General features: G+C 74.9%; 21 protein-coding genes and 1 pseudogene. 12 read left to right on the top strand and 10 right to left on the bottom strand.

Features of this window, described 5'->3' with window-relative positions:
• Positions 1–19 precede the first annotated feature (19 nt).
• From ABZ948_RS08710 to ABZ948_RS08700, 3 genes are read left to right on the top strand one after another with little or no spacing between them, the layout of a single operon-like run.
• Positions 20–763: a PIG-L deacetylase family protein gene (locus tag ABZ948_RS08710; protein WP_359758211.1), complete on the top strand. Its 744-nt coding sequence runs from the start codon at positions 20–22 to the stop codon at positions 761–763.
• Positions 764–774: 11 nt separating this feature from the next.
• The gene (sigJ, locus tag ABZ948_RS08705; protein ID WP_359758210.1) at positions 775–1,707 is read left to right on the top strand and encodes an RNA polymerase sigma factor SigJ; all 933 of its coding nucleotides are present in this window, start codon (positions 775–777) and stop codon (positions 1,705–1,707) included.
• Positions 1,708–1,720: 13 nt separating this feature from the next.
• Positions 1,721–2,563, top strand: coding sequence for a pentapeptide repeat-containing protein (locus ABZ948_RS08700; protein WP_359758209.1), 843 nt, complete (start codon positions 1,721–1,723; stop codon positions 2,561–2,563).
• 314 nt (positions 2,564–2,877) lie between these two features.
• On the opposite strand, the gene ABZ948_RS08695 is transcribed toward ABZ948_RS08700, so the two are convergent.
• On the bottom strand, positions 2,878–4,374 hold the full coding sequence (locus tag ABZ948_RS08695) for a cytochrome P450 (protein ID WP_359758208.1): 1,497 nt from the start codon (positions 4,372–4,374) through the stop codon (positions 2,878–2,880).
• Positions 4,375–4,479: 105 nt separating this feature from the next.
• Here ABZ948_RS08695 and ABZ948_RS08690 point away from each other — a divergent pair, with 105 nt between their 5' ends.
• Together ABZ948_RS08690 and ABZ948_RS08685 are read left to right on the top strand one after the other, a co-directional pair.
• Positions 4,480–5,088, top strand: a complete 609-nt coding sequence (locus tag ABZ948_RS08690) for a TetR/AcrR family transcriptional regulator (RefSeq protein ID WP_359758207.1) — start codon at positions 4,480–4,482, stop codon at positions 5,086–5,088.
• Between the two features lie 85 nt (positions 5,089–5,173).
• Positions 5,174–5,902, top strand: coding sequence for a DUF2470 domain-containing protein (locus tag ABZ948_RS08685; RefSeq protein WP_359758206.1), 729 nt, complete (start codon positions 5,174–5,176; stop codon positions 5,900–5,902).
• Here the strand turns inward: ABZ948_RS08685 and ABZ948_RS08680 are convergent.
• The 4 genes from ABZ948_RS08680 to ABZ948_RS08665 form a co-directional block, all read right to left on the bottom strand.
• The gene (locus ABZ948_RS08680) at positions 5,870–7,057 is read right to left on the bottom strand and encodes a lactonase family protein (RefSeq protein WP_359758205.1); all 1,188 of its coding nucleotides are present in this window, start codon (positions 7,055–7,057) and stop codon (positions 5,870–5,872) included. The genes ABZ948_RS08685 and ABZ948_RS08680 overlap by 33 nt on opposite strands.
• 113 nt (positions 7,058–7,170) lie before the next feature.
• The gene (locus ABZ948_RS08675; RefSeq protein ID WP_359758204.1) at positions 7,171–8,364 is read right to left on the bottom strand and encodes a hypothetical protein; all 1,194 of its coding nucleotides are present in this window, start codon (positions 8,362–8,364) and stop codon (positions 7,171–7,173) included.
• A gap of 46 nt (positions 8,365–8,410) precedes the next feature.
• On the bottom strand, positions 8,411–9,667 hold the full coding sequence (locus ABZ948_RS08670; RefSeq protein ID WP_359758203.1) for an FUSC family protein: 1,257 nt from the start codon (positions 9,665–9,667) through the stop codon (positions 8,411–8,413).
• 102 nt (positions 9,668–9,769) lie between these two features.
• Positions 9,770–10,264 carry an FBP domain-containing protein gene (locus tag ABZ948_RS08665; RefSeq protein WP_359758202.1) on the bottom strand — a complete coding sequence of 165 codons (495 nt, stop codon included), beginning with the start codon at positions 10,262–10,264 and terminating at the stop codon, positions 9,770–9,772.
• Positions 10,265–10,354: 90 nt separating this feature from the next.
• Here ABZ948_RS08665 and ABZ948_RS08660 point away from each other — a divergent pair, with 90 nt between their 5' ends.
• The gene (locus ABZ948_RS08660) at positions 10,355–11,269 is read left to right on the top strand and encodes a DUF3626 domain-containing protein (RefSeq protein ID WP_359758201.1); all 915 of its coding nucleotides are present in this window, start codon (positions 10,355–10,357) and stop codon (positions 11,267–11,269) included.
• Here ABZ948_RS08660 and ABZ948_RS08655 read toward each other — a convergent pair.
• Positions 11,209–11,856 carry a PAS domain S-box protein gene (locus tag ABZ948_RS08655; RefSeq protein ID WP_359758200.1) on the bottom strand — a complete coding sequence of 216 codons (648 nt, stop codon included), beginning with the start codon at positions 11,854–11,856 and terminating at the stop codon, positions 11,209–11,211. The two genes, ABZ948_RS08660 and ABZ948_RS08655, sit on opposite strands and share 61 nt — an antisense overlap.
• 151 nt (positions 11,857–12,007) lie before the next feature.
• Between ABZ948_RS08655 and ABZ948_RS08650 the strand changes: the two genes are divergently transcribed.
• The 4 genes and pseudogenes from ABZ948_RS08650 (at position 12,008) to ABZ948_RS08635 (ending at position 17,780) form a co-directional block, all read left to right on the top strand.
• Positions 12,008–15,193, top strand: a complete 3,186-nt coding sequence (locus ABZ948_RS08650) for a cytochrome P450 (protein WP_359758199.1) — start codon at positions 12,008–12,010, stop codon at positions 15,191–15,193.
• Positions 15,194–15,222: 29 nt separating this feature from the next.
• Positions 15,223–16,212, top strand: coding sequence for a phosphotransferase family protein (locus ABZ948_RS08645; protein WP_359758198.1), 990 nt, complete (start codon positions 15,223–15,225; stop codon positions 16,210–16,212).
• Positions 16,213–16,236: 24 nt separating this feature from the next.
• Positions 16,237–17,446 (top strand): annotated as a pseudogene (locus ABZ948_RS08640) (ROK family protein).
• Between the two features lie 61 nt (positions 17,447–17,507).
• On the top strand, positions 17,508–17,780 hold the full coding sequence (locus ABZ948_RS08635) for a hypothetical protein (protein WP_359758197.1): 273 nt from the start codon (positions 17,508–17,510) through the stop codon (positions 17,778–17,780).
• A gap of 107 nt (positions 17,781–17,887) precedes the next feature.
• Here ABZ948_RS08635 and ABZ948_RS08630 read toward each other — a convergent pair whose 3' ends face one another.
• The 4 genes from ABZ948_RS08630 to ABZ948_RS08615 all read right to left on the bottom strand — a co-directional run bounded on the left by ABZ948_RS08630 (position 17,888) and on the right by ABZ948_RS08615 (position 22,306).
• Entirely contained in the window at positions 17,888–18,916 is a 1,029-nt protein-coding gene (locus ABZ948_RS08630) for an SDR family oxidoreductase (RefSeq protein ID WP_359758196.1), read from the bottom strand.
• Between the two features lie 299 nt (positions 18,917–19,215).
• The gene (locus tag ABZ948_RS08625; RefSeq protein WP_359758249.1) at positions 19,216–20,319 is read right to left on the bottom strand and encodes an FUSC family protein; all 1,104 of its coding nucleotides are present in this window, start codon (positions 20,317–20,319) and stop codon (positions 19,216–19,218) included.
• A 253-nt stretch (positions 20,320–20,572) separates the two neighbouring features.
• The gene (locus tag ABZ948_RS08620; protein ID WP_359758195.1) at positions 20,573–21,238 is read right to left on the bottom strand and encodes an HAD family hydrolase; all 666 of its coding nucleotides are present in this window, start codon (positions 21,236–21,238) and stop codon (positions 20,573–20,575) included.
• 39 nt (positions 21,239–21,277) lie between these two features.
• Entirely contained in the window at positions 21,278–22,306 is a 1,029-nt protein-coding gene (locus tag ABZ948_RS08615; protein WP_359758194.1) for a PHP domain-containing protein, read from the bottom strand.
• 123 nt (positions 22,307–22,429) lie between these two features.
• Here ABZ948_RS08615 and ABZ948_RS08610 point away from each other — a divergent pair, with 123 nt between their 5' ends.
• Together ABZ948_RS08610 and ABZ948_RS08605 are read left to right on the top strand one after the other, a co-directional pair.
• A complete protein-coding gene (locus tag ABZ948_RS08610; RefSeq protein ID WP_359758193.1) occupies positions 22,430–23,239 on the top strand; it encodes an SDR family oxidoreductase in 810 nt (269 codons plus the stop codon).
• Between the two features lie 10 nt (positions 23,240–23,249).
• Positions 23,250–24,266: a DNA topoisomerase IB gene (locus ABZ948_RS08605; RefSeq protein ID WP_359758192.1), complete on the top strand. Its 1,017-nt coding sequence runs from the start codon at positions 23,250–23,252 to the stop codon at positions 24,264–24,266.
• Positions 24,267–24,297 lie beyond the last annotated feature (31 nt).

Below are 24,297 nucleotides of genomic sequence, written 5' to 3'. Positions count from 1 at the left end.
CGCGGACTAGTCTGCCGACATGACGGAGCCGACGAGCACTCAACTCCAGCCCATGCCGGGCGACTGGCGGCGCGCCCTCGCGGTCGTGGCCCACCCCGACGACCTCGAGTACGGCTGCTCCGCTGCGATCGCGGCCTGGACCGACGAGGGCCGTGAGATCGCCTACGTCCTCGCCACCCGGGGCGAGGCGGGCATCGACACCCTGGAGCCCGCGCGGTGCGGGCCCCTGCGGGAGCGGGAGCAGCGGGCGAGCGCGGCGGTGGTCGGGGTGTCCGAGGTGGAGTTCCTCGACCACAAGGACGGTGTCATCGAGTACGGCACCGCCCTGCGCCGCGACGTCGCCGCCGCGATCCGCCGGCACCGGCCCGAGCTGGTCATCACGCTCAACCACCGGGACACCTGGGGCGGCGTCGCCTGGAACACCCCGGACCACGTCGCCGTCGGCCGGGCCACCCTCGACGCGGCCGGCGACGCCGGCAACCGCTGGATCTTCCCGGAACTCGTCGAGCAGGGCCTCGAACCCTGGGACGGCGTGCGCTGGGTCGCCGTCGCCGGATCCAGCACCCCCACGCACGCCGTGGACGCGACACCCGGCCTGGAACGCGCGGTGCGCTCCCTGCTCGAACACCGCACCTACATCGAGGCGTTGACGGACGAGGACCCGGAGACGTACGTCCGCGGCTTCCTGACGCGGCACGCCGAGACGACCGGGGAGCGGTTCGGGGGCAGGCCCGCGGTGGCGTTCGAAGTGTTCGGCAGATGACGGGGGAGACCATGACAGGCAGCGAGGAACTGGCCGATCGGTTCGAGGAGCACCGGGGGCGGCTGAAGGCGGTCGCGTACCGCATGCTCGGGTCGCTGGCGGAGGCGGAGGACGCCGTCCAGGAGACCTGGCTCAAGCTCGGCCGCACCGACCCGGAGGACATCCGGAACCTCGGCGGCTGGCTGACCACCGTGACCGGCCGGGTCTGCCTGGACCTGCTGCGCTCACGCGCCGCCCGCCGCGAGGAGCCGATGGACGACACGCTCGGCACGTTCGTCCCGGACCCCGTGCTGCGGCCCCTGTCCCACATCGACCCGGCCGAGGAGGTGCTCCAGGCCGACTCCGTGGGCCTCGCGCTGCTCGTCGTGCTGGAGAACCTGACGCCCGACGAGCGGCTCGCGTTCGTGCTGCACGACATGTTCGCCGTGCCGTTCGACGACATCGCGCCGATCGTGGAGCGCGAACCGGCCGCTACCCGGCAGCTGGCGAGCCGGGCCCGGCGCCGGGTGCGCGGCGCCACCCCGGCGGCGGAACCGGACCTCGGCCGGCAGCGGGAGGTGCTCGACGCCTTCCTGGCCGCCTCCCGCGGCGGGGACTTCGAGGCGCTGCTCGCGCTCCTGCACCCGGACGTGGTGCTGCGGGCCGACTCGGGCGAGCTGGTGCGCGGCGCGGCCGTGTCCAAGGTGGTCCGGGGGGCGAAGGCGGTGGCGGAACAGGCGCTCATGTTCGCCCGGTTCGCGCAGTCCGCGGAGCTGGTGCTGGTCAACGGCACGGTCGGAGTCGTCAACGCGCCCGGCGGACGCGTGCAGTCCGTCATGGGCGTCACGATCGACGACGGGCGGATCACCGGCATGTACATCCTGGCCGACCCCGAGCGCCTGGAGCGCCTGGAGGCGCCCGGCCCGGCGGGGGAGCCCTCCACAGGGCCGGGAACTCATCGGTGAGTCATCGGTCCGTATGCTGAACGCCATGCGAGATCACCACGCCGCGCGAGCGGAACTGCGCGGCGACTGCGAGCGGTGCTTCGGCCTCTGCTGCGTCGCCCTGCCGTTCGCGGCCTCGGCCGACTTCGCGGTCGACAAGGCCGCCGGCACACCCTGCCGCAACCTCCGGGAGGACCACCGCTGCGGCATCCACGCACGGCTGCGGCAGAAAGGATTCACCGGCTGCACGGTCTACGACTGCTTCGGCGCCGGGCAGCAGGTCTCGCAGATCACCTTCGGCGGTCGGGACTGGCGCACCGGACCGCCGGAGCACGCCCGCCGCATGTTCGACGTGTTCCCCGTCGTCCGGCAACTGCACGAACTGCTGTGGTACCTGACCGAGGCGCTCGCCCTGCCCGCGGCCCGCCCGGTCCACGCCGAGCTGCGCCGGGCCCTGGAGAAGACCCGGGAACTGACCGGCGGAACCCCCGAGGAACTCGCCGAACTGGACGTGGCGGCGCACCGCCAGGAGGTCAACGTCCTGCTGATGAGGACGAGCGAGCTGGCCCGGGCCGGCACCAAGGGCCGCCGGAAGGACCGCCGGGGCGCGGACCTCATCGGCGCCCGCCTCAAGGGCGCGGACCTGCGGGGCGTCAGCCTCCGCGGCGCCTACCTCATCGCCGCCGACCTCGCCGGCGCGGACCTCAGGGGCGCCGACCTGATCGGTGCCGACCTGCGCGACGCGGACCTCACCGACGCCGACCTGACCGGGGCGTTCTTCCTCACCCAGCCGCAGCTCAACGCGGCGCGGGGGAGCGCCGGGACCCGACTGCCGGAGTCGGTCACCCGGCCCGGCCACTGGACAGCGGGGGGCTGAGCCGGCTCCGGTGCGCGGTCCTGGGCAGTGCGGGCCGAGCCGCTTCCGGTTCGCGGGGTTGAGTCGCCTGTCCCCGGTCCTGGACAGTGCGGGGTTGAGCCGGCTCCGGTGCGCGGTCCTGGGCAGTGCGGGCCGAGCCGCTTCCGGTTCGCGGGGTTGAGTCGCCTGTCCCCGCTCCTGGACAGTGCGGGGTTGAGCCGGCTCCGGGTCGCTGTCCTGTGCAGTGCGGGGCTGAGCCGCCTCCGGCTCGCGGGGGCGAGTCACCCGTCCCGGTCCTGGGCAGTGCGGGCTGAGCCGCCTCTCGGGCGCGGGAGTCAGTCGGCCGCCTCCGGTACCGGGCAGTGCGGCTTCGGGGTCGGCTCCCGCGGCGCGGTCCGGCGCTCCGGGCGCAGCCGCAGCCCCTCCGGCATCAGCGTCAGCCGCTCCGTCACGCGCAGCCGGTACTCCGGCTCCGGCCGGAGCTCGTAGCGGCGCAGCAGCAGGCCGAGCACCAGCGTCGCCTCGTGCAGCGCGAACTGGCGCCCGATGCACGCCCGCGCCCCCGTCCCGAACGGCTTGAAGGTGTGCGGCGCCCGGGTCCGCACGGCCTGCGCCTCGAAGCGGTCCGGGTCGAACCGCTCGGCGTCCGGGCCCCACACCTCGGGGTCCCGGTGCAGCATCGGCGTCAGTACCAGGGCCCACGCCCCGCGCCGCATCGGGTGCTCGCCGGCCAGCACGGTGTCCTCGCGGGCCTCCCGGGCGAAGGCGGGCGCCGTGGGCCACAGCCGCAGCGACTCGTCCAGCACCCGGCGGACGTAGCGCAGCCGGGCCACCTGCTCGTAGGCCGGCTCGGCCGCGTCCGCCCACACGCGGTCCACCTCGGCGCGGGCCCGGGCCGCGACCTCGGGATGGCGGGAGAGGTAGTGCAGGGCGAAGGAGAGCGCGCCCGACGTCGTCTCGTGGCCGGCGACCAGGAAGGTGATCACCTGGCGGCGGACGTTGCGCGGCTCCAGCCGCTCCCCGGTGACGGGGTGGGCCGTCTCCCGCATCCGGTCGAGCAGGTCCCCGTCCCCGCGGCCGCCGGCCCGCCGGGCATGGACCAGTTCGTCGACCGTGCGGTTGAGGTGGGCGATGTCCGCCGCGTTGCGCCGGGTCGCGCTCCGCAGCAGCAGCGGCGCCAGCGGGAAGGGCACGGTGTTGAGCCGCTGCGCGTAGGTCAGCGTGCCGACCATCGCGGTCACGAAGGGGTGCGGCCGGGAGCGTTCGAACGACTCGAAGTCGTGCCCGAAGCCGGTGCGCGCGATGGTCTCCAGCGTCAGCTTGGTCATGTCGCCCGGCACGTCCACCGCCCGGCCCGCCGCGGCCGCCCGGTCCCAGTGCTCCGTCAGCTGCCGCGCCACGGCCAGCATCATCGGGTGGTAGCCCGCCATGGCCTCGCGGCTGAACCCCGGCGCGAGCACATCGTGCGCCAGCTGCCAGTTCGGCTCGTGGTTGTACGCCGTGAACAGGCCGTCCCCGGCGACCGGCCGCAGATTGGCTATGCCGAGCCCCACGTGCTTGGCGAACCGTGACTCGTCCGCGAGGTCGGCCGCGTGCCGGGCGCCCCAGACGAACACGAACTCCTTGCCGAAGGCCTTCCGCCGGAAGACCGGACCCAGCCGGCGGGCGTACCGCAGCGAGTCCTGCAGCGGAGTGCGCCGGTTCACGCCCACCACGTCGCCGAGCAGCGGGATCCGGTGCGGCGGGTGCGGGATGCGGTCCAGCTCCGGCCAGCCCAGCTCGGCACTCCGGAACCCCTTGGGCAGCCCGTCCCGTATCGGCGCCTGGGCCATCGCGATCTCCCTTGATCCAGCGGCGGGTTCGCACGTGTTGTACGCGGGTTCAATAGCGCCTCAGTCTGGTCCCGTTGTTGAACCGACGTCAAGTAAAGTGCGGGTATGGTCGCGAACCAGGCCGGGCGCACGCGCCGCCGGCTCAGCACCCAGGAGCGCCGCGAGCAACTGCTGTCGGTCGGGGCGCGGCTGTTCTCCGAGAGCCCGTACGACGACGTGTGGATCGAGCAGGTCGCCGAGATCGCCGGGGTGTCGCGCGGGCTGCTGTACCACTACTTCCCGACCAAGCGGGAGTTCTTCGCGGCGGTCGTCGAGCGCGAGAGCGAGCGGATGCTGCGCATGACGGCGGCGGTGCCCGGCGTCCCGGTGCGCGAGCAGCTCGCGGACGGTCTCGACACGTTCCTGGAGTACGTCCGGGAGCACGCGCACGGCTACCGCGCCTTCCACCGCGCCGACGCGGCCGGGGACCAGACGGTCCGCAGGGTGTACCGGCGGGCCCTGGCCGCGCAGGAGGGGCAGATCCTCGCGGCGCTCGCCGCGGACCCCGAGTTCGGTCCCGCCTTCGAGGGACGGCCCGAGGTGCGGCTCGCCGTGCGCGGCTGGCTGGCGTTCACCACGGCCGTCTGCCTGGAGTGGCTGCGCGACACGGAGTTGACCCGGGAGCAGGTGCGCGAGCTGTGCGCGCGCGCCCTGCTGGGCGTCCTCACGCCCTGAAAGGTCTCGCAAAGATCACGTGACGAGGTTGGCGCACACCCTGATCTTCGCTAAGTTAGGTGAGGCTTACCTAAGGAGGTCTGGGATGGTTGACGACAGCCACAGCTGGACGGCGGCCCCCGCCGCTGCGGAACGGGCGCGCTCGGTGCTCGCCGCCGCGTGGTCCTGCTCGGTGACCGCGGAGGGCACGCGGGAGGAGCTGGTCGGCGCGACCACGGTGGCCGAGGACGGCCGGGTGCTCGTGGAGGTGCCCGAGGACAGTGCCCTGCTCGCTGCCGCGATCTGCGCGCCCCGGGGCGAGCCGTCCGCGGTGCTGGAGTTCGCCGACGTCGCGCCCGTCCCGCTCCGCAGCCGGATCCGCGCCCGGCTCTGGCTCGCGGGCTGGTTCGCCGTCGAGGAGGGCCGGCTCGCCTTCACGCCCACGCGCGTGGTGCTGCGGCAGCCGTCCGGTGCCGTCGTCGTGGACCTGGACGACTTCGCCGCCGCCGTGCCCGACCCGCTCACCACCGCAGAGGCCAGGCTGCTGACGCACCTCGCCGACTGCCACGCCGACGCGGTCGAGCGGCTGACCCGCCTGGTCGACTCCGACAGCCTGCACGGCGCGGTCCGCGTCCAGCCGCTCGCCGTCGACCGGCACGGACTCACCCTGCGCATCGAACGCGCCCGCGCCCACGGCGACGTACGCCTGGCGTTCCACCGGCCCGCCGACGACGTCGCGCAGCTCACCGAACGCATGCACGTCCTGCTCGGCCAGGCCAGCGCCGCCTCCTGCCCCCGGGCGCTACAGCGGCAGCGCACAGACGGCGACGGGTGAGGGAAACGGTTCGCCGGCCCGTCGCAGGGCGCCGCTCTCCTGGTCCACGTGGAAGACGGTGACGGTCGAGGACTTCTGGTTCGCCGCGAACAGCAGCGTGCCCTCGGGCGAGAAGGCGATCTGGCGCGGGAAGTCCCCGCCCACCGGCACCGTGTCCAGCAGCCTGAGCCGGGCGCCGTCCGCCTCGATCGCGTAGCGCGTGAGGCTGTTGTGGCCGCGGTTGGCGAGATAGGCGTACCGGCCGTTCGGGGTGACCAGGATCTGCGCCGGGTAGCTGGTGCCCGAACCCGTGCCCGTGGACTGCGCCTCGCCGATGCGCACGCGGCCGGAGGCGGGGTCGTACGAGCAGACCGCCACCGTGTTGTCGACCTCGTCGGCCACGTAGGCGTACCGGCCGCCGGGGTGGAAGGTGAGGTGGCGTGGTCCGGCCCCCGGCCGGGTCTGCGCCCGCGCGACCTCGGTGAGCATGCCGGCCTTCTCGTCGAGCCGGTACGTGTAGACGGTGTCGGTCCCCAGGTCGACGGCGAGCACATGGCCGCCGTCGGGGCTCGTGATGATCTGGTGGGCGTGCGGGCCCTCCTGGCCCGGGCCGGGGGGCGGGCTGGAGTGCGTGACGAGGTCGCTGCGCTCGCCGAGGGCCCCCGAGGCGTCGATCGGATGCACCGCCACGCTGCCCGAGCCGTAGTTCGCGCTGAACAGCCAGCGCCCGCCCGGATGCACCGACAGATGGCAGGGGGCCGCACCGCCGCTGCTCCGGCTGCCCAGGACCTTGTGGTCGGAGAGCCGGACGGCGGTCACGGCGCCGTCCTCGCGCTCGTCCACCGCGTACAGCGTGCGGCGGTCCGGGTGGAGCGCCAGGTACGACGGGTCGCCGACGCCGGTGATCGTGCCCGTGCCGGTGATCCGGCCCGTCGCCGGGTCGTACGTGGCCAGGCCGATGCCCTTGCCGCCGCCCTCGGCCGACGTGTAGGTGCCGAGGTGGAGGGGGCGCGGACCGGAGGGGCGCCGGGCTTCGCTGGGCGGGCTCGTACTCGCCTCGGGCGCGGGGGACGCGGCGGGCGCGGGCGCCTTCTCGCAGGCCGGCAGCGCCGCCGCGGCGGACGCTCCCGCCAGCGCGCCGACGAACCGGCGCCTGCTCCAGCCAGTGCTGTCCATGTCGCCCCTCAGGTCGTCCTTCGTCCCCGTCGCGACAGCCACCTTGGCGTGGATCACCCGCCGGGTGCAACAAAGGCACCTGGCGTTGCGTCAGGCGCACCACGGACCGGGGTCTACCAGTCCCCGTCCTCGACCGGCCGGCCCGGCGCGTCCCCCAGCCGGCGCACCTGCCCGGGGGCGGGCTGCTGCCAGGGCTCGTGATCGTCCCCGAGCCAGTCACCGGCGGGCTTGACGGCCTGGAGCGTGTCCGTGGGGGCCAGGTCCTCGCCGTCCTGGTCGTAGTAGTCGAACCAGGGCAGGCCCGCCCGGGTGTAGGCGGCCCGGTCCACCGGCGACGGCGGCGGGGCCTCGCCGGTGATGCGCCGCCACTCCGGGGGTGTCACCAGGTGCACGAAGACCCGCCCGGCGGGCCGCTCCGACCAGTCCGCCGGCGGCCGGTCGTCCTGGTAGACCTCCTGCCGCAGGGAGCCGCCGACGCCGAGGCCCATCGCGGCGGGCGCGCGGGACGGGCGCGCCGGGGCGGCACCGGCGGCGGGGGCCGCGGCCGATCGGGGCGCGGGCGGGGGAGACCCGGGCGCGGGCGGGGCAGAGCCCGGCGCGGGCGGCGCCGCCATGGGCATCGGGGCGCCGAAACCGCCGGTCGAGGGCGGTGCCGCCACGGGCATCGCCGCGCCGAACCCTCCGGGCGGGGCAACGGGCCCGCCCGGCATCGGGGCGCCGTAGCCGGTCGGCGGCGCGGCGCACCGCGTCCGCTCCAGCCGCCGGCGCTCCTCCTCCCGCCACACCGCCAGCTCCCTCGCGTTCAGCGGGAACGTCTGGAGCTGCACCCCGCCCCACACCTCCTCACCCGTGACCTGGCCCTCGACGGTGGCGCCCAGGCCGAGCGGGACGGCGACGAACTGGCGGACCGTGCCCGTGCCGGAGTTGATGCCGTCCAGCCAGGGCTGCCGGGGAAGCACCACGTAGTTCTGCGGGTCACGGGCCAGGCGGTCGCTCCAGGGCCGGCCCGAGACCGCGCACACCTTGCCGACGCCGACCTGGAGCGCGGCCGGCTCCGACGTGCCCGTGAAGCTCAGCCACATGGCCTCGCGCAGATACACGGGCAGCATCACGCCGCCGCGCGCCCGCCAGTCCTCAGGGACTCTGTCCCCGAAGTCGGCGACCCGCCGGACCGGGAACTCCCCGAGGCCCGGCGGCAGTGGATGGGTGCCCGTCTCCGGCAGGCGCAGGGTGCGGATGAAGCGCACGGCCACACCGCCCGGCAGCCGCAGTGTGTTCCCGTCGATCCGCACGGTCGCCTCGGCCATCGGCCCGCCCCCTCGCATCCGGCACGGGCCCCCGCCCGGCACTCCTTCAGCGAGAACGCCCGCCGACCCCGGTTCGGTTCCGCCACAGCTGCTCCTGAACGCCCAGGCGCTCCCGCATCCGGGTCAGGCGCGGCATCCGCACGCGCTGCTCCCGCGACACCCGGTCCAGTTCCTCCAGCAGGCGACGGGTGCGGTGCTCGGTGTCGAGCTCGTCGAGGATCCGGTTGACCTCCGTCAGGACGGCGCCCGGAAGCTGCCAGTGCCGCGGGTCGCGCTCCGCCTCCTCGCGCAGCAGCAGGGCCAGCTTGTCGCGGGTGCCCGCCGCGGTGCGCAGTTCCGCGGCGAGACGTTCCTCCGCCGACTCGGCGCTGGCGCTGAGATGGGTGGTGACCAGCACCGCGAAACTCACCACGGCGTCGGCGATCTCGGACAGCAGCTGCTCCAGCGCGGCGCCCGTCTCGGTCTCGAACAGCGGCTCCGGCTCGCGTTCCTTCGCCAGGTCGGTGAGGGAACGGGCGAGCACCCGCAGGACGACCGTGCAGATCTCCAGGGTGTCCAGGCCGGTGCGCAGCACCACCCGGTGCAGCAGGCCCTCGCGGACGCGCGGGTTGAGCCGCAGGCTGTCCTCGGCCTGCCGCAGGGCGGCGTCCACCTCGACGATGTCGTGGTCCAGGCGGCGCGCCTCGTGCAGCCGCTCCGCCGCGCGGTCGACGGGTGTGCCGCGCGCGGCGGCCTCCTCGCCCATGCGCAGCATCAGCTGGCGCAGCCGCCGGGCCAGGCCCTCGATCGACTCGCCGGCCTCCTCCACCCACACCGGCGGAGCCAGCAGCAGATTGCAGCCGAGCCCGACGACCGCGCCGATCAGGGTCTCCAGGACCCGGGCCCAGGCGGTGTCGCCGACGGTGGTGACCCCGAGGACGAGCATCGCGCTGATCGCGACCTCGGGGACGTACTCCTCCACCCGGACCAGCCGCCCCACCGCCAGCGCGGCCACGATCAGCAGGGCCAGGCTCCACCACGTCAGACCCACCAGCAGGCTGAACGCGATGGCGACGAGGACCCCGGCCACCACGGCGTTCACCCGCCGGAAGCCGTTGGTGAGCGTGGCGTACAGCGTCACCTGCACCACCAGCAGGGCCGTCAGGGGAGCGGTGAGGGGTGCCTTCTCGGGGCTCAGCCGCAGCGCGATGACGTAGGCGATCGTCGCCGCGGTCGCGGACCGCAGCGTCTGGACGACCACGGGATCACGGCGTTTGTTCAGGACCCGCGTCGCGTGCGCCGTCCACTCACGTACCTCTCGCATCCTCGGGCTGTTCCCCTTCCCTGGCGCATCGAACGTATCCATGATCGAACGTATCCACCAAGGACGCCAATGCCCTGGGAGAAAGGGACGGTCCGGGGGCGGTCAGGCGTGGAGCTTGTCGAGGAAGGCGGCCAGATGGCCCGTGGTCCGGTCGATCTGCTCCTCCAGCGTGAGGCTCTCCTCGAAACGCGCGCCGGTCTCCGGCACCTTCCTGCCGCGGACGTACAGCGAACAGGCGAGGTCGGTGCACATGTACAGGCCGACGGAGTTCCCCTCGCGTCCGGCCGGGCCCGCCTTCCTGGCGGTCATCAGCGAGACACCGCCGCGCGGGTGCGTCGTCAGGCACAGCGAGCACATGCTGCGGTGCAGGAAGCCGCGCTGCGCGGTCTGGAACCGCATCGCCACACCGACGAGCCGCCCCGCGCGCTCGGTCACCAGATAACTCCGGTCGGGCGCCCCCGGATCGCGCCACCCGAGGAAGTCGAGATCCTCCCAGGGGCGCTCGGCCAGATCCCGGGGCACGGCGAGACGCTTGGCCTCCCCCTTGGAGCAGTTGACAAATGAGTTGCGGATGTCCTGCTCGGTGAGTGATCTCATGGGAGGGCTCCTGGTCGTCGTCGCCGAAACCTAGGGGTCCTAGGTTTCTGTTTCCGGGTCAGGTTAAACATCGGCGGCGAGGGGGAGCCAATGGATTTCCATGGGGTCGACGGTCCGTGTGCCCGTGCGGCGCTGCGTCATGTGGCGGCCCGATCGGCGGGACCCGCCGTCGACGCGCGCCTGCGCATCACACTGAACTTCCATCCGGACCGGACCACGGGCGGCCGGCCCGTCCTGGCCGCGCTGGCACGGGACGGCAGGTACCACTCGCAGTTCGTCACCGGCACCGGCAACGGCGGTCTCACCGCCCACCCCGGAGGCGACCGGTGGCGCTGGGAGAGCAGGATCTTCGGCGGCGCGTACGACACCGCGGCCGGACACGAGCGGCCCGTGTACGGCGCCCTGAACTTCCGTCGGCAGGTGGTCGGCGCGGCACCGCGGTTCGGTTCCTCGCACTTCCGGCTGCGCCCCGCGGCCCTGGACCGCGCCACGTTCTGCTACCCCGACAGCGCCGCCGAGCCGGCCGACTTCGGCGTCGCGGCCGGGATGTCCCTGATCGCGCTGGCCGAGGCGGACGACCAGGACGCCCTCGACGACTACGTCGAGGCGCACGTGCACGGCGGCGTCGACCTCGCCCGCGACGTGGAGGCGCTCGTGCTGGACGCCTGCTACCGCGGCACGCCCGTCGAGGCCGCCGCCCTGCGGCTGCCCTGCCCGGTCGAGTGGCACCCCGGTTACCGGCTCACGGCGGCCGCGCTGAGGCGCCACCGGGACTACCGCGGACCGGAGTACGCCGAGCTGGGGGCCCGGATCGCCCGGGACGGCCTCGTCAACCCCCGGGCCATCGGCGACGCCGCCCGGACCGGCCGGTACGACCCGCAGGACCTCAAGATGGTCTGGCACACCCTGGCCCGCTTCGGCGCCCCGGCGGGCGCGGGCACGGCCTACTCCGGGGCGGAGGCCTCCGGTGGCCACACGCCGGGGGTGAGCACCCCCAGCGCGTAGGCCCGGGCCACCAGTTCCGTGCGGTTGGCGGCGTTCCAGCGGGAGGACAGGCGGCGCAGATGGTAGGTCACGCCGTCGGTGGTGAGGCCGGTCTCGCGGGCGGCCCGGGCCGTGGTGGCGCCGCCGGCCAGGAGGGCGAGGACGCGGGCCTCCACCGGTGTGACCCGCCCCTGCCCGGCAGGCGCGTCCGCACCGGGCCGCTCGCGTTCGCCCTCGACCCGCAGCATCACCAGCAGCGCCGGCGTGTCCTCCACCGTGTCGCTCACCGGGTCCGCCGTCAGCTCGCCGTACCGCTCCGCGCCGCCGGGCGCCCGCCAGCGCACCGACACCTGGTAGCGCGAGCGGCGCCGCATCCGCAGCGCCTCGGCGATCCGCTCCACCTGCGTCGCCTCCCGCGGGCTGAACAGGTCCAGCACGTCCCGGCCGCGCAGCCGCCCCGGCGTCGTACCGCACTCCGCGGCCATCGCCGGATTGGCCAGCAGCACCGCCCCGTACACGTCGCACACCGCGACCGGCATCGCGATCCGGTCGAAGAGGAGCAGCGCGCGGTTGCGCCACGTCACGGCCTCCAGCCGGGCCAGGTCCACGGGTCTCTCCTGCCACGCCGGGTCGCTCCCGCGCAAGAGCGACGCGTCTGCTTGTACTACACAATCATGTAGGGCGGTGACACCGCCCGCCGGGCCCCGTGGACCACGCTGGAAGCAGTACTTCCGTACCGCGAAAGGCAGTTGCCGCGTCATGCCCCCCACCGGACAGACTCCCCCCACCGCAGACACCCTCCCCGGCGTCCCCGTCGCCGACATCTCCGCCACCGGCCCCGGCGGTGCGCCGGTGCAGCAGGCCATGGACCTGATGCGCGAGCACGGGCCCGTCTTCGTGCGGCGGCTGTACGGGCGGGACACCCTGTTCGTGGGCGACCTGGACCTCGTCGCCGAGCTCGCGGACGAGCAGCGGTTCGCCAAGCACATCGGGCCCGGCCTGGAGAACGTCCGCGAGTTCGCCGCCGACGGCCTGTTCACCGCGTACAACGACGAGCCCAACTGGGCCAAGGCGCACGACATCCTCATGCCCGCCTTCGCGCTCGGCTCGATGCGGACCTACCACCCCGTGATGCTGAAGGTGGCCCGCCGGCTCATCGCGTCCTGGGACCGCGACGCCCGCGCCGGACGGCCGGTGAACGTCCCCGACGACATGACCCGCATGACGCTCGACACCATCGGACTGGCCGGGTTCGGCTACGACTTCGGCTCCTTCGAGCGGCCCGAGCCGCACCCCTTCGTCGAGTCGATGGTCCGCTGCCTGGAATGGAGCATGACCCGCCTCGCCCGCGTCCCGGGCCGGGACTACTCCGCGGCGGACGCGGCCTTCCGGGACGACGCCGCCTACCTCGCCCGGGTCGTCGACGACGTCATCGCCGCCCGCACCGGCACCGACCAGAGCCAGGCCGACGACCTCCTCGGCCTGATGCTCACCGCCGAGCACCCGGCCGACGGCACCACCCTGGACGCCGCCAACATCCGCAACCAGGTCATCACCTTCCTGATCGCCGGCCACGAGACCACGTCCGGCGCCATGTCCTTCGCGCTGTACTACCTCGCCAAGCACCCCACCGCGCTCGAACTCGTGCGGCGCGAGGCCGACGAGCTGTGGGGCGACCGGGCCGACCCCGAGCCGACCTACGACGAGGTCGGCAGGCTGACCTACACCCGCCAGGTCCTCAACGAGGCGCTCCGCCTGTGGCCCACCGCGGCCGTGTTCGCCCGGCAGGCCCGCGAGGACACCCTGCTCGGCGGCCGTATCCCGCTGCGCGCCGGCCAGTCCGCCCTGGTGCTCACGCCGATGCTGCACCGGCAGCCCGTCTGGGGCGACAACCCCGAGCTGTTCGACCCCGCCCGCTTCACGCCCGAAGCCGAGGCCGAGCGCCCGGTGCACGCCTTCAAGCCGTTCGGCACCGGCGAACGCGCCTGCATCGGACGGCAGTTCGCGCTGCACGAGGCGACCATGCTGCTGGCCATGCTCGTCCACCGCTACCGGCTGCGCGACCACGCCGACTACCGGCTCACGGTCAAGGAGACCCTCACCCTCAAGCCCGAGGGCTTCACCCTCACGCTCGCCCCGCGCACCGCCGCCGACCGCGTCCACCCGCCGCTGCCCGGCGCCGCCCCGGCCCAGGAGGCCCGGCCGGCCGAACCGCAGGGCCTGCCCGTCCGCGTCCGCCCCGGCACCGCCGCCCTCTTCCTGCACGGCAGCAACTACGGCACCTGCCGCGACTTCGCCGCCCAGCTCGCCGACGAGGCCGCCGCGCTCGGCTGCGAGACGCGGGTGGCGTCCCTGGACGCGTACGCCGACGGCCTGCCCACCGACCGGCCCGTGGTCATCACGGCCGCCTCCTACAACGGCCGCCCCACCGACGACGCCACCGCCTTCGCCGCCCGGCTGGCGGAGACCCACGACCTGACCGGCGTGACGTACGCCGTCCTCGGCGTCGGCGACCGCAACTGGGCCGCCACCTACCAGCAGGTCCCCACCCGGATCGACGAGCGCCTCGCCGAGTCCGGCGCGACCCGCCTGCTGGAGCGCGCCGCCGCCGACGCCTCCGGCGACCTCACCGGCACCGTCCGCGCGTTCACGACGGCCCTGCGCACCGCCCTCCTGGAGCGGTACGGCGACCCGGACGCCACCGCCCCGGACGCCGGCGAGCCCACGGCCGCCTACGAGGTCCGCACCCTGACCGGCGGCCCGCTGGACGCCCTCGCCGAACGGCACGGCCTCCTCCCCATGCGGGTCACCGAGGCCCGCGACCTCACCGCGCCCGGTCACCCGCGCCGCAAGCGGTTCGTCCGCGTGGCGCTGCCGGACGGCGTCACCTACCGCACGGCCGACCACCTCACCGTGCTGCCCGCCAACGCCCCGGACCTCGTCGCCCGCGCCGCCGCCGCGCTCGGCGCCGACCTCGACACGGTCCTGGACATCCGCGCCACCCGCCCGCGCCGCGACGGCATCGCCGTGGACCGCCCCGTGACGGTACGGCAGCTCCTCACCCACCACGTGGAGTTGCAGGAGCGCCCGACCGCCGGGCAGCTGGCCGCGCTCGCCGCCGCCAACCCGTGCCCGCCGGAGCGCGCGGCCCTGGCCGCCCTCACCGACGACCCGCGCACCCTCGTGGAGATCCTGGAGGACCACCCGGCCCTGCGCGGCGCCCTGGACTGGCCGCGGCTCCTGGACCTCCTCACGCCGCTGCGCCCGCGCCACTACTCCATCTCCTCCTCGCCCGCCGTCGACCCCGGCCACGTGGACCTGATGGTCTCGCTGCTCCAGGCGCCCGCCCGCTCGGGCAAGGGCGTCTACCGGGGCACCGGTTCCGGCCACCTCGCCACGGTCCGGCCCGGCGACACGGTGTACGCACGCGTGCAGCCCTGCCGGGAGGTCTTCCGCATGGACGCCGACGGCGGCTCCGCGCCGGTCGTCATGATCGCGGCGGGCACCGGTCTCGCCCCGTTCCGCGGTGCGATCGCCGACCGCACGGCGGCCCTCGCACGGGGCGCCGAACTCGCCCCAGCCGTCTGCTACTTCGGCTGCGACGCGCCGGACGCGGACTTCCTGCACGCTCAGGAACTGCGCGCCGCCGAGACCGCCGGGGCGGTCTCCCTGCGCCCCGCCTTCAGCGCGGCCCCCGAGGGCGAGGTGCGGTTCGTGCAGCACCGCATCGCCGCCGAGGCCGAGGAGGTCTGGGCGCTGCTGGACGCCGGAGCGCGGGTGTACGTGTGCGGCGACGGTGCGCGGATGGCGCCCGGGGTGCGGGAGGCGTTCCGTACCCTGTACCGCAAGCACACGCCGGACGCCGACGAGCGGGCCGCCGAGCAGTGGCTCGACGGGCTGATCGCGGACGGGCGTTACGTCGAGGACGTGTACGCGGCCGGCTGACCGCGGCGAAGGGGAGGGGTGGGCGCACGGTGGTGGACTCCTGGGAACGGGCCCGGCGCATTCTCGGGGAGGCGGGCCTGGACCCCGGCGGCCTCGCCCACCTCGCCCCGCTGACCGGGGGCACGTACAACACCGTCGAGGAACTCCGCCTCACCGACGGCAGCCGCTACGTGCTGAAGGTCCCGCCCCCCGCGGCCGTCCCCGGCATGCGGCACGAGAACCGGCTGCTCGTGTCGGAGGCGCAGTTCTACCGCTCGGCCGCCCGGGCCGGGGTCCCCGCGCCCCGGCTGGTGTCCCTGGGCGACGACTTCCTGCTGATGACGGCCTGCCCGGGCGAAACCTGGGGCGACTCGCTCACGGACGGGGAACGGACCGCGCTGCGCACCGAGCTGGGCGGCCACGTGGCCCGGCTCCACGGCGTGACGGGCCCCGGCCACGGCTATCCCTCCGGCGCCCTCGGCCCGCTCGCCCCCGACTGGCGGACCGCGTTCACGACGATGTTCGACGCCGTGCTCGACGACGCCCGGCGCTACGGGGCCCGGCTGCCCCGGTCCGCCGACGCGGTGGCCCGTACCGCCGGGTCCGCGTACGGCGCCCTCGACGAGGTCACCGTCCCCCGCCTCGTCCACTTCGACCTGTGGCCCGGCAACATCATGGTCGACCGCTCGGCCGGCGGGGCCCGCATCGGCGGGCTCATCGACGGCGAGCGCATGTTCTGGGGCGACCCGCTGGCCGACTTCGTCTCCCTGGCGCTGCTGGGGGACATCAGGAAGGACGAGGCGTTCCTGGCAGGTTACCGGGAGGCCGGGGGCCGGGCGGAGTTCGACGCCCCGGCCCGGCTCCGCCTCGCCCTGTACCGGGCCTACCTCTACCTGATCATGCTCACCGAGACGGTCCCGCGCGAGGTCGGCGCGGAGCAGGAGCGCTGGGTCCAGGAGGCCGTCGCCCCGGAACTCGTCGCGGCCCTCGACGAGATCGAGGAGACCGTGGCGGACACCGCCGGTCAGCTCGCACCATGAAATAACTCGCATCATAAATAGGGGGTGGAGGAAGGGCGCGGCACGCCCGTCGGCCCGGCCACCGGGCTGAGCTCCGGCTCCGTCAGCAACGGCGTCGCCGACCTGGTCGCCGACGGGCTGGTCGAGGAGGCCGGCAGCGTCGACTCCGACGGCGGCCGCCCCCGCATCCTGCTGCGCGTCGCGCCCGGCAGCGGCCACATGATCGGCGTCGACGTCGGCGAGACCCGGGTGCGTCGAACTGTTCGACCTCACCCTCACGGAACTCGCCCGCGCCGAGCGCCCCCTCACCCCCCAGCGGTACGCGGTCGAGGCCATCGTCGACCACGTCCGCCACGGCATCGCCGAGGTGCTGGACGCCGCCGGCCTCCCGCCCGAGCGGCTCCTGGGCGTCGGCATCGGCGTCCCCGGCATCGTCGAACACACCCCCGACCGGGGCGCGCTCGTGCACGGGCAGACCATCGGCTGGGACGCCGTCCCGCTGGAGGGCCTGCTGCGCACCGCCTCCCCGCTGCCGGACAGCGTGCCCTACCTCATCGACAACGGCGCCAAGACGCTGGGCCGGGCCGAGATGTGGTTCGGCGCCGGGCGCGGGGCCCGCAACGCCGTCGTGGTCCTCTTCGGCTCCGGCGTCGGCGCGAGCCTGGTCACGCCCGAGGCCGACCAGGGCCGGGCCGTCGAGTGGGGCCACCTGACCGTACGGGTGCGGGGCCGCCGCTGCCGCTGCGGGGCGCTCGGCTGCCTGGAGGCGTACGCGGGCGCCGAGTCGCTGCTCGCCCGCTGGCGCGAGGAGGGCGGCCGGGTCCCCGACGGCACCGACGAGGAGACGGCTCTCACCGCGATGCTCGCCGAGGCCCATCCGGCCGGGGAGGGCGAGGCCGACCCGGTCGCCGTGGCCTTGCTGGAGGAGACCGCCGCATACCTGGGCGCCGGCCTGTCCGACCTGATCAACCTCTTCCAGCCCGAGCGCATCCTCATCGGCGGCTGGGCCGGCCTGGCGCTCGGCTCCCGCTTCCTGCCCGCCGTGCGCCGCCACGCCCTGTCGTACGCCCTGCGCCACCCGGCCGGGAAGGTCACCATCGACCTCGGCCGGCTCGGACCCGACGCGGTCACGGTCGGCGCGGCGATCCTGCCGCTCGCCGACTTCTTCGCCCGCGGCGGACGGCGCCCCGACCCCGCCCCGGACAGTCCGCCCCCCGCCTGGCGCACGGCGCTTCAGGAACGCGCACCGCGCTGAGGTTTCTCAGGTCACGGCGGAGGTACTCGCGTGGCGCCCGGACGAGCGAAGGGAGTACGCCGTGACCGACCACCGCCTCGAAGCACCCGGCGAGAACGGTGAGCCCGTCCCGCGGGACATGCCGGACCAGCAGGCCGACGCCGGCGAGGACCCGTGGGAGGTCGCACCGCGCTTCACGGGCACCGGCGAGGACGAGAACGACCAGGCGGACGAGGCCGACGAGCCGGCCGACGACGTCCCCGACACGGACGAAGCCGGGACCGGTCGGCAGGGCGCCCCGCGCTCGGGAACGGCGCAGACCGAGAACCCGGTGCCGGACGAGCCCTCCGGCTGAGGCCGAGGAGGGCATACACCGAGGGCCGCGGCCGACTGTGGGGGTCGGCCGCGGCCCTCACCCTTGCCACCGGGACCCTTGCCACCGGGCCCTTGCCACCGGCGGGATCAGCCCACCTTGCGGCCCCGCAGCGGCTCCGTCCCCGCCCCCGCACCCTGCTGGAGGCCCTGCAGGAACTCCGCCAGCACCTCCGTCGCCGTACGCTCCGGCTGCCAGCCGAGTTCCGTACGGGCGCGCGCGGAGTCCATCAGGGGGAGCCGCAGCACCGCGTCGAACAGGTGCGGGGAGGCGGGCAGCAGGTGCAGGCCCCACGCGGCCGCGATCGCCGAACGGGCCGCGGTGCGCGGCAGCCGCACCGGCCGGGCCCCGAGCATCTCGCCCAGCACGTGCGCGTCGACCGCCGGCTCGGCCGCCAGGTTGAAGGCGCCCCGGGCGTCGGAGTGCACGGCCAGCCGGTACGCCCGCGCCGCGTCGTCCGTGTGCAGAGCCTGCACCCGCAGCCCCGGGATGTCCGGCAGGAAGGGCAGCAGCTCCGGGCGGGCCAGCGGGCCCGGCAGGAACTTGCCGCCGAAGATGCGGCGCTGCTCGCTCGCGGACTCCCGCTTGAACAGGAAGGCGGGGCGCATCCGCACCACGCGCGTGCCCGGGTGGTCGCGCTCGAACGTGTCCAGCGCGCGCTCCAGATAGGCCTTCTCCCGGCAGTACGCGGCGTCCGGCCAGCCGTGCGTCGGCCACGACTCGTCCACCGCCTCGTCCTTGGGACCGGGGGAGTACGCCCCGACCGACGAGGCGTGCACCAGTGCCGGCACCCCGGCCTCGGCCACCGCCTCGAACACCCGCATGCTGCCCAGCACGTTGGTGCGCCAGGTCGCCGCCGGATCGTGGGTCGGCTGGAACGCCCAGGCCAGATGGACGACCGCGTCGGCGCCCGTGAACCGCTCCACCAGGCCGGACCGCTCGGAGGCCAGGTCGACCGCGTCCCAGTCCGTCTTCGGGGGCGACCAGTCCGGGAGCCGCCGGGCCAGGCCCAGCACGGAGCCGACCTCGGGATCCTCGGAGAGGAGACGCACCACGCTCGTGCCCACGTTGCCCGTGGCGCCCGTGACGACGATTCTCATGCCCGTTGCGCTGCTCACCTCTGGCTCCTCTCGGCCGCGGTTCCGCGAGAGATGACCGAGTACCCGGGTGGGGCGGATTGCACGTGGGCAGAAGGAAGCCCCGGCCGGACGGGGGAATCACGGCCGGGGCGGCTCTGAGTTGGGCGCGGATGGCGGTCGCCTCTCGGCGAGGGGCTCCACAGGGCTTCAGCCGAACGATCGTCCCTGTGGGCGAATGGTGAGGCCCGGGGACACTGTCCCATCCGCACCCACGTGTCGTTCAACGGGTAACTACCTCTGGGTGTTCCGGGTTCGCGCGCCCCGGCCCGTGAGGTGCGTCACTGCCCCTCGTCGTCGGGCACGGTCTCCGCCCACAGGTTCTCCGCCTGGAGCAGCAGCGTGCCCAGGACGGCCGTGTGGGCGGCGCCCTCCCCGGCGTGGCGGCGCAGCTTGTCCTCGAGCTCCTCGTGCAGCTCCCGCATCGCCTTCTCGGTCTCGGCGTCCGGGCGGCCGGCCATGCTGCCGTGCCGGAGACTGTCCGCGTCCGCGTGGCAGGCGTCGCCGATCAGCTCCAGCAGACGCGCGTACGAGCTCAGGGCCGGACCCTCGGGCGGGGCGGGCGTCCGGTTGTCGTCCACGGACACGGCCAGCGCCCGGGTCAGGGCGGTGACGTGCCCGGTGACCCGGCCGAACCGCTCGTCCTCCTCCACCGGCGGCAGGGCGGCCGTCCCGTGCGGTACGCGGTGCAGGGCGCGCAGCGGGCCGTAGGTCAGGCGCAGGCTCTCCTGGCTCCACCGGCGTGCCGAGTGCAGCGCGTCCAGGCGGTGCTCCAGCCCGGCCGAGGCGCTCAGCCAGTCGGCGGCGGTCTGCGCGTCCCACTCGCCCTCGCGCAGGTCGGCGGCGACGGTGTGCAGGACGTCTCCCACCTCCCGGGCGAGCGCCGCCAGGTTCTCCCGCACGTCCCGCAGATGGATCGGCGGCAGGACGAGCGCGTTGACGGCCACGCCGATGACGGCGCCGAGCGCGGCCTGTCCCACCCGGTGCCCCACGCCGGACAGGCTCACCGTGCCCGCGGCCAGGGTGAACAGGGCCGTGGTCGCGGCGTAGATGCCCTGGTCGCCGAAGCGGGGCCAGTTCGCCAGCAGCATCAGCACCGGCACGGACAGGGCGAGGGCGCCGGTCGTGTCGCCGGTGATCGCCTGCGCCGCCGAGGCGAGCAGGGTTCCGACGCAGATCGCCCCGAACTGCCGCGCGCCCTGCACCAGCGAGCTGTAGACGGTGGCCTGCACCAGCACCAGCGCCACCCAGGGCGCCATCAGGGCCAGCGGGTCTCCCATCCAGACACCGCCCACCAGCCAGGCGATCACGGCCGCCGCTGCCGCCTTCAGCGACTGGACGACCAGATCCCGCTCCCGCCCGGGCCCGTGCCAGGCCGCTCGCATCGCGCCCCAGGCGGCCCGGGTCTCCCGTCGTACGGCGTCCACCGGCTGCACGGCACGGATGCCGTGCTCCAGGTTCCGCACGCGCCGCGGGGCCGTGCCGGCGCCCCCGGGCCGCGGGCCCGGGGCCGGGCCGCCGTCCGCCGTGGTGTCTCGGTCCCTCCGCCGGCGAAGGGCGCCCGCCGTCCGCCGTACCGCACTCGTCACACGCGTCATGCGCTGCGGGTATCCGTGTGACCGGGGGTTGCACGCCGCCTCACGCCAGCGGGCCGTCCCGGAGTGAGGCCAGGAGGTGCGCGGGGTCGGCGTAGACCGCGTCCGCGCCCGACTTCTCCAGGTCCCCGCGCGGGATGCCGCCGCACAGCACGCCCACACAGCGCACCCCGGCCCGGCTGCCCGCGCGCATGTCCCACACCGTGTCGCCGACGAACACCGCCCGCTCCGCCGGCACCCCGGCCAGCTCCAGGGCGTGCTCCACCGGCTCGGGGGCCGGTTTGCCCCGGTCGACGTCGTCGGCACTGGCCGTGGCGGCGATCGCGTCGTCGGCGTCGATCGCCCGGCGCAGCGCGCTCAGCTCGGCGCCGCCCGCCGAGGTGGCCAGCACCACCGTCCAGCCCGCCCGGTGCAGGCGCCGCAGCAGCGGCCCGGCCTGCGGCAGCGCGGGCAGCCGGTCGAAGTACTGCCCGTACAGCGCCTTGTGGGCGGCGCTGATCGCGGCATCCTGGTCCGGGTCGCGGTCGTCGCCCAGCAGATGGGCGACGAGGTCGGTGGACGGCAGGCCCACGGCCCGGTGGACGGCGTGCATCGGCACCTGGTGGCCCGCCTGCCGGAGGGCTTCCCACCAGGTCACGACGTGCAGGTGGTTGGTGTCGACGAGCGTGCCGTCGACGTCGAACACGGCGGCCCGTTCCGTGTGTGCCATACGTGCAGTCCCTTCCTCTCGGGCCGCGCGGGTACCACGTCAGCCGGACGGCACGCGCCCCTCACGGGTCCACGCCAGCAGCGCGTCGAGGGACCAGGTGGTCACCACCCGCTCGGGCGGCACCCCGCACTCCTCCGCCCGCGCGCACCCGTTGATCTGCCAGTCCAGCTGCCCCGGCGCGTGCGCGTCGGTGTCGACGGAGAACAGCACCCCCGCGTCCACGGCCCGGCGCAGCAGCCGCCGCGGCGGGTCGAGCCGCTCCGGCCTGCTGTTGATCTCCAGGGCCGTGCCCGTCTCGGCGAGCGCCGCGAACACCTCGTCCGCGTCGAACTCCGACTCCGGCCGCCCCCGCCCGGTCAGCAGCCGCCCCGTGCAGTGCCCGAGCACGTCCGAGTGCGGGTCCCGGACCGCGGCCACCATCCGCCGGGTCATCGACCGGGCGTCCATGCGCAGCTTGGAGTGGACCGACACCACCACGACGTCCAGCCGGTCCAGCAGCTCCGGCTCCTGGTCGAGCGAACCGTCCTCGAGGATGTCGCACTCGATGCCGGTCAGCAGCCGGAACGGCGCCCACGTCGCGTTCAGCTCCGCCACCACGTCCAGCTGCTCGCGCAGCCGCTCGGCCGACAGCCCGCGCGCCACCGTCAGCCGCGGCGAGTGATCGGTCAGCGCCGCCCACTCGTGGCCCAGCGCCGCCGCGGCCCGCCCCATCTCCTCGATCGGGCTGCCGCCGTCGGACCAGTCGGAGTGCAGATGGCAGTCCCCGCGCAGCAGCGCCCGCAGCTTCTCCCCGCCCCGCACGGCCGGCCGCTCGCCCGCCTCGCCCTCCAGCTTCGACAGATAGCCGGGTACCTGCCCCGCCAGCGCCTCCCGCACCACCTGCGCGGTCTTCGGGCCGACACCCTTGAGCTTCTCCAGCGACCCGTCGCCCGCCCGCCGGCGCACCTCGTCCTCGCCCAGTTCCTTCAGCACCCGGGCGGCCGTACGGAAGGCGCGCACGCGGTACGTCGGCGCCAGGGACCGCTCCAGCAGGAAGGCGATCCGGTCCAGTGCCTCGACGGGGTCCATCGCCACCTCCACCTCAAGGGTTCCCCAGCGCCCGGCGGGCCGCACGACGGGCCTGCTGTTTGCCCGGTACCCACCCGGGTACTGCGATGCCTCGTCCCGCCCGCGTCGACGAGGAGGCCTGTCATGTCCGCCCCCACCGCGCCCACCGGCAAGGTCGCCGTGATCACCGGCGCCGACTCCGGCATCGGCAGGGCCACCGCCGTGCGCCTCGCCGAGGCGGGCCTGGACGTCGGCATCACCTGGCACAGCGACCACCAGGGCGCGGAGGAGACGGCGGAGGAGGTCCGGGCGCACGGGCGGCGGGCCGAGGTCGCCCGGATGGACCTCACCCGGCTGCCCGAGGCCGCCGACACCGTCGACGAGCTGTGCGAGCGCCTCGGCCGCCTCGACGTGCTGGTCAACAACGCCGGCACCGGCACCATGACGCCCTTCCTCGACCTGGAGCTGCCGAAGGTCCGCGAGGTCCTCGACGTCGACCTCGTCGGGCCGTTCCTGTGCGGCCAGAAGGCGGCCCGGCACATGATCCGGCAGGGCGACGGCGGCCGGATCGTCAACGTCACCTCCGTGCACGAGCACCAGCCGCGCGTCGGCGCCGCGCCGTACTGCGCCGCCAAGGGCGGGCTCGGGCTGCTCACCCAGGTCATGGCGCTGGAACTCGCCGAGCACGGCATCACCGTCAACGCCGTCGCGCCCGGCGAGATCTCCACGCCCATGACCGGGCAGGAGGACACCGACCCGCACACCGAGAGCCGCCCCGGCATCCCGCTCGGACGGCCCGGCGACGCCCGCGAGGTCGCCGCCGTCATCGCCTTCCTCGCCGGGCCGGACGCCTCCTACGTCACCGGCGCCTCCTGGAGCGTCGACGGCGGCATGCTGCGGATGGGCCCGCAGGCCGGTTCCCACCTCACCGGTGACGACTGGCGGCGCCCCTGAGGGGGCCGCGGTGAGACTGCGCACCAGCTCCTGCGACGAGCCCGGATTCCGCCGCGTCCGCCACGGCCGCGGCTTCCGCTACCTGGACAGCGACGGCCGACCCCTCACCGACCCCGGGCAGCTCGCCCGGATCAAGGCCCTGGTCATCCCGCCCGCCTGGCGCGACGTGTGGATCTGCCGGCACCCGAACGGCCACCTCCAGGCGGTCGGCACCGACGACGCCGGGCGCCGCCAGTACCTGTACCACGAGGAGTTCCGGGCCCGGCAGGAGCAGGCCAAGCACGAGCACGTGCGCCAGGTCGCGCGCACCCTGCCCGATCTGCGGGCCCGGGTCGCCTCCGACCTCGCCGGCGGCGGTCTGAGCCGGGCCCGGGTCACCGCCTGCGCCGTACGCCTGCTGGACCTCGGCTTCTTCCGCGTCGGCAGCGACCGGCACACCCGCGACAACGGCACCTACGGCCTGACGACGATGCTGCGCGAGCACGTCACCTGCGGCCGCGGCGAGATCGCGTTCAGCTACCCCGCCAAGGGCGGGACCGAGATCGTCCGGGCCCTCGTGGACGACCAGGCGCACGCGGTCGTACGGGCGTTGCTGCGCCGCCGGCGGGGCGGTGAGCGGCTGCTCGTCTTCTGGGAGGGCAGGGCCTGGCACGACCTGCACAGCGACGACCTGAACGAGGCGCTGCGCCGGCTGTCCGGGGTCGACATCACCGCCAAGGACTTCCGCACCTGGCACGCGACGGTCCTCGCCGCCGTCGCGCTCGCCGTCACCGCCCGGCCGGCCCGCTCCACGGCGGCGGCCCGGCGCCGGCAGACCGCCCGGGCCGTCCGCGAGGTCAGCCACTACCTCGGCAACACCCCGGCCGTGTGCCGGGCCTCCTACATCGACCCGCGTGTCCTCGAACTGTTCGAGCAGGGGGAGACCATCGCCCCCGCGCTCACCCGGCTGGGCGAGCACGGCGACTTCGGGCGCCCCGCCACCCAGGGGGCGATCGAGGCGGCCGTCCTCGATCTCCTCGACCGCTGAGCCGCACCCCGCGCCGGAGCCGGTTCCGCTC

Source organism: Streptomyces olindensis, assembly GCF_040645895.1.
Classification (GTDB): domain Bacteria; phylum Actinomycetota; class Actinomycetes; order Streptomycetales; family Streptomycetaceae; genus Streptomyces; species Streptomyces olindensis.
This window is presented reverse-complemented; position numbering and strand designations above follow the sequence as displayed.

Bases quoted from the DNA above. Each gene is read 5' to 3' on its own strand.
- ABZ948_RS08710 (WP_359758211.1), top strand. From the start codon at position 20: ATGACGGAGCCGACGAGCACTCAACTCCAGCCCATGCCGGGCGACTGG.
- sigJ (WP_359758210.1), top strand. From the start codon at position 775: ATGACAGGCAGCGAGGAACTGGCCGATCGGTTCGAGGAGCACCGGGGG.
- ABZ948_RS08700 (WP_359758209.1), top strand. From the start codon at position 1,721: ATGCTGAACGCCATGCGAGATCACCACGCCGCGCGAGCGGAACTGCGC.
- ABZ948_RS08695 (WP_359758208.1), bottom strand. From the start codon at position 4,374: ATGGCCCAGGCGCCGATACGGGACGGGCTGCCCAAGGGGTTCCGGAGT.
- ABZ948_RS08690 (WP_359758207.1), top strand. From the start codon at position 4,480: ATGGTCGCGAACCAGGCCGGGCGCACGCGCCGCCGGCTCAGCACCCAG.
- ABZ948_RS08685 (WP_359758206.1), top strand. From the start codon at position 5,174: ATGGTTGACGACAGCCACAGCTGGACGGCGGCCCCCGCCGCTGCGGAA.
- ABZ948_RS08680 (WP_359758205.1), bottom strand. From the start codon at position 7,057: ATGGACAGCACTGGCTGGAGCAGGCGCCGGTTCGTCGGCGCGCTGGCG.
- ABZ948_RS08675 (WP_359758204.1), bottom strand. From the start codon at position 8,364: ATGGCCGAGGCGACCGTGCGGATCGACGGGAACACACTGCGGCTGCCG.
- ABZ948_RS08670 (WP_359758203.1), bottom strand. From the start codon at position 9,667: ATGCGAGAGGTACGTGAGTGGACGGCGCACGCGACGCGGGTCCTGAAC.
- ABZ948_RS08665 (WP_359758202.1), bottom strand. From the start codon at position 10,264: ATGAGATCACTCACCGAGCAGGACATCCGCAACTCATTTGTCAACTGC.
- ABZ948_RS08660 (WP_359758201.1), top strand. From the start codon at position 10,355: ATGGATTTCCATGGGGTCGACGGTCCGTGTGCCCGTGCGGCGCTGCGT.
- ABZ948_RS08650 (WP_359758199.1), top strand. From the start codon at position 12,008: ATGCCCCCCACCGGACAGACTCCCCCCACCGCAGACACCCTCCCCGGC.
- ABZ948_RS08625 (WP_359758249.1), bottom strand. From the start codon at position 20,319: ATGCGAGCGGCCTGGCACGGGCCCGGGCGGGAGCGGGATCTGGTCGTC.
- ABZ948_RS08620 (WP_359758195.1), bottom strand. From the start codon at position 21,238: ATGGCACACACGGAACGGGCCGCCGTGTTCGACGTCGACGGCACGCTC.
- ABZ948_RS08615 (WP_359758194.1), bottom strand. From the start codon at position 22,306: ATGGACCCCGTCGAGGCACTGGACCGGATCGCCTTCCTGCTGGAGCGG.
- ABZ948_RS08610 (WP_359758193.1), top strand. From the start codon at position 22,430: ATGTCCGCCCCCACCGCGCCCACCGGCAAGGTCGCCGTGATCACCGGC.